Here is a 12,026-nt window from a genome sequence, read left to right as displayed (position 1 = left end):
CCCCGCCGCCATACATCTCGCCGGTGTAGCGGCAGGCGCCGTCACTGAGCGCTACCACCTCGAACTCTGCTTCGAACGGGGCATCGCCCTCTGCGCCCGAGCGCCCGCCAAGATCAGCGCGGAACACCCCGCCGCGGCCAAGCGCATGCGCCATCGCCGCAGCCTCAGGATCATGGAACAGCCCCATCAGCACGCCCTGTGCGCCTGCTTCTGCCAGCGCCGCCAATAGTCCGGTGGTGTCCGAAGTGCCGCCGGCCCCAGGGTTGTCCTGCACATCAGCCAGCACCACCGGTTTGCCCTCGCGTGCCTCGCAAGCAAGAGCGGCTGCTTCCTGCGGCGATAGCATCGGGTGTGCCGCATCCGCTTCCAATTCGGCAAAAAGAGCTGAGATATGATCTGCTGCCCGCTCCGCGGCATCAGCCGTTGCACCATAGGCCACGCAAGAGGGCCGGGTGTCTGGGAAGTCCGCTGCTGTGAACCCCAGCGCGATATCGGCCAGAACGCCTTCGGCCTCCAGCGGCGGCAGCGCGGCGTAGAGCTCCTCGCCTGGCGTCGCGCCTGTGTATTGCGCATGCAGCGGGATCAGATAGTCCATCTGCCGGAATGCCTTGTGCAGTTTCCCGCCCGCCAGCAGCCGCTGCAGCACCGGCAGGCAGCGCGCGCCGGTGCCGCCCATGTCCAGATGCGGATAAGTGCGGAAGATCGCGATGAAAGACGCCAGCTCCACTGAGGCCGCCGACACATTGGCGTGCAGGTCCAGACTGACCACAATTGGCAGCTCCGGCCCAACCAGCGACCGCAGCCGCCGCAGGATCTCGCCTTCGCCATCAGGGTGGCTTTCAGTAACCATCGCCCCGTGCAAATCCAGATAGATGCCGTCCAGCGGCCCGGCGGACTGCACGCCATCCAGGATCTTGGCGCAGATGGTCTCAAAGGCGTCATCGGTCACATGCGCAGACGGCTCGGCTGCGCACCACAGGATGGGCACCAGGTCCATCCCGGCGGCTTCTGCCGCCGCGGCAAAGCCGGCGATGGGCAGATTCATACCGCGGGTCTCGGCGATCACCTCGCCCCCGTGCAGCATGGCGGGCCAGGAATCCGCCATTTCAAACTCCGCCAGCCCGGCCTTGGTGGTACCGAAACAGTTGGTTTCATGCTGAAAGCCTGCAATGGCGATCCGCGGTCTAGCGTGCATTTCGGTTACTGCTCCTGCGCCCAGACAACTTGTCCGCGGCGGATGGTCCGGACGACCGCCGTGGCCTCGATGTCTTCAGGATTGACCAGCGGGTTGCGGTTCAGTACCGCCAGATCCGCCAGCTTGCCCGGTTCGATAGAGCCGCGGGTGTTTTCCTGAAACACCTGCCAGGCGGCGTCGATGGTTTGCGCCCGCAAAGCCGACAATGCGCTGACCCTTTGCGCTTCGCCCAGACGGCGGCCGCTGGCAGTGATCCGGTTCACTGCACAATGCGCCAGGTGAATGGGCCGCGTCGGCGTTACCGATGCGTCGTTGTGGATGGTGTAGCGCACGCCAAAGCGCTCAGCGGAGGCGCAGGGGGAAATCCGCTCCGCCCGCTCCGGCCCCAGGAAGGTGTCGTAATGGCGGTCGCCCCAGAAATGCACATGCGCCGGAAAGAAGCTGACGGTGATGCCCAGCTTGGCCATCTGCTGCAGCTGGTCATCGCGCAGGGCCTGGCCGTGGATGATTGTATGGCGGTGATCGGCGCGGGGATTGGCTTCCAGGGCCGCTGCTACCGCATCGATGAACATCTGCGCGCCGGCGTCGCCGTTGCAATGACAGTGGATCTGGAAGCCAAGATCATGCAGTTTTTTCACTTCCCTGCGGTGCACGGCATCATCGGCATAGGCCATGCCGCAGGGGTGCTCCGGGTCCACCGGTTTGTGGTAGGGCGCACTCAGGAACGCGGTTTGCAGCTGGAACGCCCCATCGGTGAACAGTTTGCGCGGCCCCAGGGTGAAATGCGGATTGCCCGGCCAGTCCAGCGGGTCCGGGCCCTCGGTCAGGGCCGGTTCCAGCTCCCCGATGGGCAGCAATACCAGATCATAGCCCGGATCCTGATCTGCAGGCAGAGAGGCGAAATGCTCCAGCATCTCGCGTGTTGCCCAGGCGTTTTGCGCATAGGTGACGCCATGCGCCAGATACTCGTCCCGGCAGCTGTTGAACCCGGCCCAGAAGCGCTCGCGGTCAATGAGGAAGTCGGTATCCCCCATCTCTCCCATGGCCGAGAGCCCCTCGATCAGCCCGGTCAGTGCGCGAGTTTCCGGATCGCGGCCAAATCGGCCGCCCAGAGGGTCGGGCGTATCCCGGTTCACCCCTCGCTGCTGCAGCGCCAGAGAGTTGGCCGAACCATTGTGGCCCGAGGCATGGATCACCCAAATCGGGTGCTCGGTGGAAACACTGTCCAGCTCGGTACGGGTGGGCATCCGGCCTTCGGCAATGGACGTATTGTCGAACAGCACACCCATCACCCATTCACCGGCAGGTGTTTCAGCCGCCTTGGCGCGCAGCCGTGCGAGCGCCGTGGGGATGTCCGGGCAGTCGCCGCGCGGCGGCGAGGCCAGGTCAACCCGGAACAGCCGGATGAAGCCCGGGTCCGGGAAATGCCCGTGCGGGTCGATGAAGGCCGGGATCAGGGTCTGGCCCTGCAGGTCCACTTCCTGCGTGCCCGCGGGCATTTCTGCGCGCAGGTCTGCTTCGCTGCCAACGGCGCGGATGGTCTGGCCTTCGGTCAGCACCGCCTCAGGCGTCGAATTGGCCGCATCCATCGTCAGGATCGGGCCGTTGAAATGCAGCACGGATGTCATGGCTTGGCTTTCCGGTGTTCAGTCTTGGGATTTCAGAACCTGCCCGCGCTGCGCCAGCAGCGGGCGGGAGGGGTAGTCGATCAGGGTCAGTCCGCCATCCACAATCAGCGTCTGGCCGGTGACAAAGGAGGCATCTTCGGAGGCGAGAAAGGCCACGGCGCCCGCGATCTCAGAAGGGCTCCCCATGCGGTCCAGCAGCGAGGGCGGAAGGTCCCAGCTGCCATCCGCGTTGCCCGAGGCAGAGGCAGTGAGGTCATTGGCGATCCAGCCCGGGCTGACTGCATTGACCCGCACCGGAGCGGCTTCGGCGGCAAAGGCACGGGTCAGGGCCTCAACACCGGCCTTGGCCACACCGTAAAGCCCCCAGTTGCCGTGCCATGTGGCGGTTGAGGAGATATTCACCACCGATCCGCCCGAGGCCTTCAGCAGCGGCAGGCAATGAGCGGTGACCAAGTAGGTGCTGTCCTGATTGGCGCCGCGGATGCGGTCCCAGCGGGTGCCAGGGCTGTCATCGGAGCCATGCTCGATGCGGCGGCTGCCAAGGCCCGCGTTGTTGACCAGCACGTCGAGCCGCTCCAGCCCGGCAGCCATACCGAGCACGGCCTCCTCGCGCGACAGGTCCACGGCCAGGAACCGGGCGTTTGCGCCCTGCGCCGCGAGCTTCTCTGCCGCTTCGTCACCCTTTGCCCGGTTCCGTCCCGCCAGGATCAGGTTGGCGCCTTCGCGGGCAAAGCGTTCGGCGATGCCAAAGCCGATGCCGGTATGCCCGCCGGTGATCAGAACGGTTTTGCTTGCAAATCTGGTCATGCGGCCCGACCCTGGTGCAGCGGTGCAAGGCAGCGCAGGCCGTGGCCGTTGTCGACTTCCCATTGCGGTGTCTGGGTGCAGATCTCCTGGGCAAAGGGGCAGCGCTCGCGGAACTCGCAGCCTGAGGGGCGCTTGAGCAGGCTGGGCGGCTCGCCTTTAAGCGCGATCCGCTCCAGGCGCGCGTCAGGATCGGGTTCCGGGTTCGCTGACAAGAGGCAGCGGGTGTAGGGGTGGCGCGGGTCGTGGAAAACCGCCTCGGTGCTGCCTTCCTCGACCAGACGGCCCAGATACAGGATGCCCATCCGGTCGGCGACATGGCGCACGACGTTGAGGTTGTGGGTGATGATCACCATCGCCAGCCCCAGCCGCTCGCGCAGGTCGTTCATCAGGTTCAGAAGCTCGCCCTGCACTGATACATCAAGACCCGCAGTAGGCTCATCCGCCAGGATCAGCTTGGGCTCCAGCGCCAGCGCGCGGGCAACGCCAACCCGGCGCGCCTGACCGCCCGACAGCTGATAGGGGTAGCGGTCGGCAAAATGCGATGGCAGGTTCACCATTTCCAGAAGGCGCCGCGCTTCTGCGTCCAGATCGCGGTCTTTCATGCCCTGAATGCGGTAGGGTTCGGTGATCAAGCTGCGGATCGTCAGGCGCGGCGACAGGCTGCCAACCGGATCCTGGAACATCATCGCAATGTCCTTGCGCAAGGGGCGCAAGGTCCGTTCAGAGGCGCCACGGATTTCCTGCCCGTCGAATTTGACCGACCCCTCCTGCGCCGGCGCCATCCCGGCAATCGCGCGGATCACCGTGGTCTTGCCGGAGCCGCTTTCGCCCACCAGCGCGTAAGTCTCGCCCGGTTCCACGGCAAAGCTGACACCGGCCAGCACATTGACCGGCCCGTAGCTGGTCTTGAGGTTCTTCACATCCAGCAAGGTCATTCGGCGGCCTCCTCATGGTTCAGCCAACAGGCGGCGTGGTGGCCCTCTTTCAGCTTGGCGAGCGGCGGCACCTGCGACGCGCAGCGCGGCATGGCCTGGTCGCAGCGGTCGCGGAAAATGCAGCCGCCGGGCAGGTTGGCAAGGTCCGGCACCTCGCCGGGGATGGTGGGCAGCACGCGGGCGCGCTCCTTGATGTGGCCCGGGTCGCAGTCGATCAGGCGGCGGGTGTAGGGGTGCTTGGGATCATGGAAGATCTCGCGCACCTCGCCGCTTTCAACGACGGCGCCCGCGTACATCACCACCACCCGGTCGCAGAGCTCGGCAATCACGCCCAGATGGTGCGAGATGAACAGGATGGCGCAATCAAACTGCTGCTGCAGTTCCTGCAGGCGTTCGATGATCTGCACCTCCAGCGTGGCGTCCAGCGCTGTGGTCGGCTCATCCGCAATCAGAAGATCGGGTTCCGACATCAGCGCCATGGCGATGGCAATCCGCTGCCGCATACCGCCGGAGAACTCATGCGGGAACTGGTCCAGCCGCGCCTCCGGGTCCGGAATGCCGACTGCGCCCAGCATCTGCGCAGCGCGCGCCCGTTTCTCGGCCTTGGACGCTTTGGAGCGGTGCTGGATGTCCAGCATCTGCTGGCCGATAGACAGCACCGGGTTGTGGGTCTGCATCGGGTCCTGGAAGACGATGGATATGTCAGATCCGCGCAGATCGCGCATTTTGCGTTCGGGCAGCTGCAGCAGGTCCTCGCCCTTGAAGCGCACCTCGCCCTGGCGGAACCGGGTGTTGGGCGCGGTCAGCCGCAGGATTGAGGAGATCAGGGTGGACTTGCCGCAGCCCGATTCACCGACGATGCCGACAATCTCGCCCTTGCGGATGTCAAAGGAGATATCGCGCAAGGCTTTCAGATCGCCGCGGGCGGTTTCATAGTCGACGCTGAGGCGGTCGATTTCCAGAAGCGTATCGGTCATCGCTGTTTCCTCAGTTTCGGGTCAACCACGTCGCGCAGGCTTTCACCCAGGAAGGTGAAGCCCAGCGTGGCCAGGATGATTGGCAGTCCGCCGCCCACCACCAGCCAGGGTGTCTGGCGGATCAGTGAATAGCCGTCTTTCAGCAGTGCACCCCAGCTGGGTGTTGGCGGCTTCACCCCGAGGCCGAGGAAGGACAGGCCTGCCTCCAGCGCGATCACAGTGGGGATGTCCATTGCGGCCAGCACCGCCAGCACGCCAACGATATTGGGCAGCATATGCACGCCCAGGATGCGGGTCATGCTGGCCCCCATCGAGCGTTCTGCAAGGATGAACTCGGAATTGCGCAAGGTGAGCGTCTGGGTCCGTGCCACCCGGCCATAAGTCGGGATCGAGGTCGCCATGACCACAAACACCACGGTCTGCAGGCTTGGCCCCACCAGCGCCACGACGGCCAGCGCAAACATCACCGTGGGAAAAGAGCGGATGGTGTCAAAGAGCAGCATCAGGAGGTTGTCGAGCCATTTCGGCCCGTAGCCAGCGATCATGCCCAGCGTCAGGCCGATAGCCATGGCGCCGAAAACTGCCGGCAGGGCAACCTGCAGCGCCACCTGGCCGCCCGCAATCACGCGGGAAAACGTATCGCGGCCCAGCTGGTCGGTGCCCAGAAGATGGGTCCATGACGGTCCCTGCAGGCGTGACTTGATGTTCATGCCGACCGGATCGAAGGGTACGATCCAATAGGCAAAGATGGCGCAGAATACGATGGTGCCGACGATGATCAGTCCCATCAGCCCCAGCGGGTCGCGGGCGACGCCGTGGATGATCTGGCCCAGTTCGGAACGGGATTTTGCCATTCTCACGCCCTCCTTATTTCGCTGTGCGGGCGCGGGGATCGAGCCAGGCGTTGATCAGATCGGCCAGCGCGGTGGAGACCACAAACAGGCCGGTCGAGATCAGCACCGATCCCATCACGATCGGATAGTTGCGGGTGGTGATGCTGTCGATCACCAGCTTGCCGAGGCCGGGACGGGCAAAGACAATTTCAGCAAAGACGGCGGAAGACAGCAGGAACCCCATACCGACGCCGATCACCGTGACCACCGGCAGGATGGCAATGCGCAGCGCATAGACCATCACCACCCGGCGCTCGTTGATGCCAAAGGCGCGGGCGGTGCGGATGTGGCTTTCGCCCATCACTTCCAGCATCGAGGCGCGCACCAGACGGGCGATATAGCCGACCCAGCTAAGGCCGATGGCAAAGGCCGGCAGAACCAAGTGATTGAGACGGCCCCAGAAGCCTTCACCCGCGCCAATGGCCGGGAACCACTGCAGGTTCACGGCAAAGATCAGCAATGACAGCAGCGCGACCACAAAGGCGGGTGCGGCCACAAAGCTCACCGAAATTGCAGCCGTAACCCGGTCGATCACCGTATTGGGATGCGCGGCGGCATAGGCGCCAAGCGCAATGCCCAGAGCCGCAGACCAGGTGATCGAGCCCAGGATAAGCCACAGGGTGTGCGGCAGCTGCTGGAACACGATTTCGGTCACCGAGCGGCCCGAGAAGACGTCGATGCCCAGGTCTCCCTGCATCAGGTTGCCGTAGAAGATGAGAAGCTGTTTCCAGATCGGCTGGTCCAGCGCCAGCTCCGCCGTCAGCCGCGCCTGCAGCTCGGGCGTGGCGCGCGGCCCCAGCATGATCTGGACCGGATCGCCGGGCACGGCACGGATCATCAGGAACATGACGGTGACCGCCACGATCAGGATCAGCAATGCCAGCCCGAACCGCCGGGTTGCATAAAGTAACATGGCCGCATGGCTCCCTTGGTTTGCTCTGCGGTAGGAAATCGGCACGGCTGCTCCGCAAGTGCAGCCGTGCCAGGTGGTCAGGCCCAGGGGAGGGTCAGGCCTTACCGAAGTAGCGCAGCAGTGCCAGCCCGTCGGGCCGCAGTGCAGGCACCACCCCTGCTGAGTGGATTACCGGCGTCGCCTCATGGGTCAGGAAGCGGTAGGCGCCGCTTTCTTCCATCAGGTCCTGCGCGCGCTGGTACATCTCGCCCCGTTTGGCGAGATCGGTTTCCTGATAGGCAGCCGCATGGATCTTGTCGAACTCCTCATTGCTGAAGCGCTCCCAGTTCCAGTGGCCGACCTGCTCGGTGGTGAACCAGGAGGTGGCGTAATACGGATCCGGGGTCATCGAGTAGCGGTTAAGCACCAGCTGCAGATCCTCGTTGTCCGCACTGGCCCAGAAGGCGCCGGATTCTAGAACGTTGACCTCAACCGTGATGCCGATCTGCGCCAGGGTTGCCTGGATCACCTGTGCGGCGGTGGTGAAGGTGGTCTTGTTCAGGGTGTCGAGCTTGAGGGTGACGTTGGTTTCACCCGACTCTGCCAGCAGTGCCGCGGCTTTCTCGAAGTCCGCCTGCGGCGGGATCAGCGAATTGGCGCGGTTGCCTGCGAGGCCCGGCGCGATGATGCCGGTGGAGGGCTCCACAGCGCCGAAATAGGCCGCTTCCAGAACGGTCGGCACGTCGATGGCATGCTGAATCGCCTGGCGCAGCTTCTTGTTCTGCAGCTTCGGGTGATCCAGGTTCATGCCCAGCCAGGCGTAATAGAGCGACGGATACTCCAGCAGCGTGCCGCCGTTCGGCACCCCGGCACGGTAGCGTTCGACCGAACCCAGCGAGACGCGGGTGAAGTCCAGTTCACCGGCCTCAAAGGCGATCTCGGCGGTGTTCTCGTCGTCGATCGGCAGGATCTCAATGGTATCCCAGGCCGGCGCCTCGCCTTTCCAATCCGGGTTGCGCTTCAGCGTGGTCTTGGCCTTCGGCTCCCAGCTGGCGCGCAGGTAGGGGCCGGATTCCGCAACCGGGTCTGCGCCGATACGGCCGCCCGCGGCCTCAACTGCCGCTTTGGAGACGATGTTGCCGGTGATATAGGGCAGCGCAATGCTCCACAGAGGGGCAAAGGGTTCGTTCAGGACAATGGTGCCTTCACGCTCGCCGGTCACTTCAACGTGGCTCAGCGGGCCCATGTCGGGCTTGTTCGGGCTTTCGGTTGCATCGGCGATGATGCGCTCGAAGGAGAACTTCACGTCTTCGGCGGTCATCGCGCCAAAACCGTTGGTAAAGCCGATGTCGTCGCGCAGCGCGAATTTGACGTGGGTCGGATCGGTCTGCTCGATCATCGCAGCGGCGTCCAGCTGCCAGTCCCATTCGCGGCCCGGCTTGTACTGGATCAGCTTGTTGTAGATCGAGGCGTGCACTTCCTCCTCGACCACACCGACGCTGTGCGCCGGATCCATGTTCTGGGCATCGCCATAGGCACGCACGCGCAGCACGCCGTCATCGGCGGCAAAGGCGCGGCTGGCCATGCTGCCCGGCAGTACCGCAGCTGCACCCAAAGCAGTTGCGCCTTTTAGAAACTTGCGGCGCCCCACCGGCGCCTTGGTCCATTCGATCTTCATGGTGTCCTCCCTTAAGATCAGTTCACAGAAGCCCGCGCGGAAGGGTCTCTGCCCATTCCTTTGCCAGGACTTCCGTTTCATCCGCGCCCTCCGTGGCGCGCAATTTCCGGGTCAGATGGAAGTTCTGACCGTCGCAATGCATTGTGCTCTCGGTGTCGATGGCGACCTGCCAGCCGTCCCGCCTTGAGGTGAAACGCCACTGCGTCTCAAACCGCGCCGAGGCCGGGTCATCGGGGTGAATGGCATAACGCATCGCCACATGGCTGCCGGTGGCCAGCCCGTGGTTAGGATCGCGCGTCTCGCCGAAATCGTCAAAGGTCTCCAGCACCGCGGTGCCGTCTTCCAGCACCTTGTGTTCGGATGTTCCCGAAGGCGGGCGCAGCTCCTTCGCCTGAAGAACCGGAAAATTCTGTGCCGGACCCGGATTGGCCGGATCAATTTCTGTAGCCGCATTGCGCACCGGCAGGTGCAGCGCGCATCCCTCCAGGTGCAGGGTTACCTCCGCCGCCTCCGGCGCGGGCCAGATCATCGGCCAGTAGGAGGTCGACAGTGCCAGCCGCAGCTTATGCCCCGCCCGTAAGCGGTGGGCGCATTCATTGAGGGCAATCTCTGCCTCATAGGTCCGGCCCGGCACCAGCGCCTCGGGTGTTTCGTGGCTGTTGCGATGGGTCAGGTTCAGCGGCCGGAAGGTCATCCGCTGCGACACGCCCTCGGGTGAGACATCGCACAGCCGCGCCGCCAGCTGCGCCACCGGCTTGTCCACCGAAAATTTCAGCCGCAGCCGGGCCCGGCCCAGCAGTTCCAGCGGATTTTCCAGCGGCAGGCTGTCAAAGCAGAGTGACAGCGCGTCATCCTCCGCCTGATCGCCGGCCAATTCGTTGTCGATCCGCATGCCCGGGCAGAAATAGCCGCCCGCCTGGCCCAGATGCGCAGGCGAGGATACCGTCAGCGTCCCCTCCCCCGCGCTTTCCGCAAAGCCCCCCGGAACCAGATTCCAAACAGCTTCCGACACATTGGGCGATGGCCACTCCGCCTCAGCCACCCAGCGCCCCCGGCGCGGTGTATTCTGAGCCGTGGGATTGAAATGCTCCTGCATATAGGCGCGGTAGGCGGGCAGGTCTTCGGCGCCGTTTTCCTCCTGCTTCAGCCAGCGGTCGAACCAGCCCAGCACCTCGGAATGAAAATCCGACGCCTCCAGCTTGGAAATATGCGGGTAGCGGTGCTCCCAGGGGCCGATCAGGGCCTTGGCCGGCGCTTGCAGGTTCGCCGCCAGCGCAGTCGGCGTGTTCACGTAAGGATCGGCCCAGCCGGTCATGGCCAGTACCGGTACATTGATCGCAGACCAGTCCTCGCAGACCGAGCCGTGCTTCCAATAACCGTCGCGCAGCGGATGCCGCATCCAGTCCGCGGCGCAGAACGGGACATTCTCCATCCGCGCAATCCAGTCCTCGCGCCAATCAGTGCGCAAGTCCGGGTCGGCCGGGCGGGTCAGATAGGCAAACATCTGCGCCCCCCAATTGGCATTGTCGCCAACCAGGCAGCCGCCCATGTAGTGAATGTCATCCTCGTAACGGTCGACAGCTGAGGCCACAGTGACCACCGCCTTCAGCGCCTCCGGCTGGCGGAACGCGAGCTGCAGCCCGTTGAACCCGCCCCAGGAAATGCCGATCATACCGACGTTGCCCGTGCACCATGGCTGAGCTGCAATCCACTCCAGCACCGCTTCGCCGTCGCTTAGCTCCTGCTCGGAGTATTCGTCATCAAAGACGCCCTCGCTGTCGCCGGTGCCGGCGACATCCACCCGCACGCAGGCATAGCCTTCAGCGGCAAACACCCGGTGCGTGGTCTCATCCCGCGCTGCGGTTCCATCGCGTTTGCGGTAAGGCAGATATTCGAGGATGGCCGGAAACGGCCCGGTGCCCTCCGGCATCCACATCCGCACCGCCAGCCGCCGCCCGTCCGGCAGGGGAAGCCATTGGTTTTCGATGCAGGTGACGGGCATTGGGGTCTCCAGACGGGGTGATGCCCTCCAGAGACCCCGGATTTTCCATTGACGGAACTGTGCAAACATGCGCGAAGTGACGCGACCCGTATCAAACTAGCGTCAGTTCGCGAAGGATTTCAGCCCTTGTCCGGGAATTTTTCAGAAAATCTGCGCTCGCTATGCGCCGAGCACGGCAGTATCGCCCAGATTTGCCGCGAGATCGGCATCAACCGCCAGCAGTTCAACCGCTACCTCAATGGCAGCAGCATGCCCGCGGCCCACAACCTGCGCCGCATCGCCCGCTATTTTGCGATCCCTGAGTCGCAACTGTTCACGGAAAACACCGACTTCGAAACCAAACTGGCAGACGCGGCAGGCGCCGTGCAGCCTGGCGCGGGCGAGAAATTCATGACGCCCTTCCGCGGCCAGCAGCGCAACCTGAAACGCTACCTCGGCTTCTACCACGCCTATTTCCGCACCCCGTCCTGGGGCGAGGGCATCTTCTGTTCGCTCACGCGGTTTTCCGAGGAAGATGGCTATATCGTCTCCCGCAACATGGAAATCGCCCATGACCCGGAGCAAAGCATCCGGCAGATCTCGCGCTATCACGGCATGGTCACCCTGCGCGGCAACCGGCTGTTCATCACCGAGCACGAGCGCGCCCGTGAAGGCAGTGTGGCGCAGACCATTCTGTTCTCGGCGCACCGGCAGCAGCTGAAGTACCTGCGCGGCATGACCATGGGGGTAGCCTGGCGCCCGTTCCCGCGGCCTTATGCGGCCCGGGCAATTTGGAAACGTCTCGATGAACGGGTCACGGCGCGCGAAGCCATCGCTGCCTGCGGTGTCTACCCGATCCTCAGCCCCCGGATTGATCCAACCGTCCGCAATTACCTGGAGGCTCCGGACAAAGACGATCTGCCGGATACACCGGGCAGTGTCCTTTTCTAGCACTCGCCTCTGCAATCGAAAAAGGCGGCCCCTGCGGGCCGCCTTCCTTGTTTCAGGCTTCCAGGGTCAGTCCTCGCCGCTGAGGTTTC

Annotated in this window: 10 protein-coding genes; 1 reads left to right on the top strand and 9 read right to left on the bottom strand. The window is 64.2% G+C overall.

Going from position 1 to position 12,026, the window contains the following annotated elements:
* From RA20_RS16680 to RA20_RS16640, 9 genes are all read right to left on the bottom strand, one after another.
* On the bottom strand, positions 1–1,195 hold a 1,195-nt coding region (locus RA20_RS16680), incomplete at its 3' end, for a M81 family metallopeptidase (protein ID WP_039131234.1).
* A gap of 5 nt (positions 1,196–1,200) precedes the next feature.
* Positions 1,201–2,823, bottom strand: coding sequence for an amidohydrolase (locus tag RA20_RS16675; protein ID WP_039131232.1), 1,623 nt, complete (start codon positions 2,821–2,823; stop codon positions 1,201–1,203).
* A gap of 18 nt (positions 2,824–2,841) precedes the next feature.
* Positions 2,842–3,630, bottom strand: a complete 789-nt coding sequence (locus RA20_RS16670) for an SDR family NAD(P)-dependent oxidoreductase (RefSeq protein ID WP_039131229.1) — start codon at positions 3,628–3,630, stop codon at positions 2,842–2,844.
* Positions 3,627–4,565, bottom strand: coding sequence for an oligopeptide/dipeptide ABC transporter ATP-binding protein (locus RA20_RS16665; RefSeq protein WP_039131227.1), 939 nt, complete (start codon positions 4,563–4,565; stop codon positions 3,627–3,629). The genes RA20_RS16670 and RA20_RS16665 overlap by 4 nt, the downstream gene beginning before the upstream one ends.
* A complete protein-coding gene (locus RA20_RS16660; RefSeq protein WP_039131225.1) occupies positions 4,562–5,542 on the bottom strand; it encodes an ABC transporter ATP-binding protein in 981 nt (326 codons plus the stop codon). Before RA20_RS16660 ends, RA20_RS16665 begins: the two co-directional genes overlap by 4 nt.
* Positions 5,539–6,396, bottom strand: coding sequence for an ABC transporter permease (locus RA20_RS16655; protein ID WP_039131223.1), 858 nt, complete (start codon positions 6,394–6,396; stop codon positions 5,539–5,541). Before RA20_RS16655 ends, RA20_RS16660 begins: the two co-directional genes overlap by 4 nt.
* Positions 6,397–6,409: 13 nt before the next feature.
* Positions 6,410–7,348, bottom strand: coding sequence for an ABC transporter permease (locus tag RA20_RS16650; protein WP_039131220.1), 939 nt, complete (start codon positions 7,346–7,348; stop codon positions 6,410–6,412).
* Positions 7,349–7,442: 94 nt separating this feature from the next.
* Complete coding sequence (locus tag RA20_RS16645) at positions 7,443–9,005, bottom strand: ABC transporter substrate-binding protein (protein WP_039131217.1); 1,563 nt, start codon at positions 9,003–9,005, stop codon at positions 7,443–7,445.
* Positions 9,006–9,027: 22 nt separating this feature from the next.
* A complete protein-coding gene (locus RA20_RS16640) occupies positions 9,028–11,007 on the bottom strand; it encodes a CocE/NonD family hydrolase (protein ID WP_039131215.1) in 1,980 nt (659 codons plus the stop codon).
* Between the two features lie 126 nt (positions 11,008–11,133).
* Between RA20_RS16640 and RA20_RS16635 the strand changes: the two genes are divergently transcribed.
* On the top strand, positions 11,134–11,937 hold the full coding sequence (locus RA20_RS16635) for a helix-turn-helix transcriptional regulator (protein ID WP_039131213.1): 804 nt from the start codon (positions 11,134–11,136) through the stop codon (positions 11,935–11,937).
* Positions 11,938–12,026: the final 89 nt, after the last annotated feature.

The sequence above is a fragment of the Leisingera sp. ANG-Vp genome, assembly GCF_000813725.1.
Taxonomy (GTDB): Bacteria; Pseudomonadota; Alphaproteobacteria; order Rhodobacterales; family Rhodobacteraceae; genus Leisingera.
The sequence above is the reverse complement of the archived record's forward strand: the minus strand, read 5'-3'. Positions and strand labels throughout refer to the sequence as shown.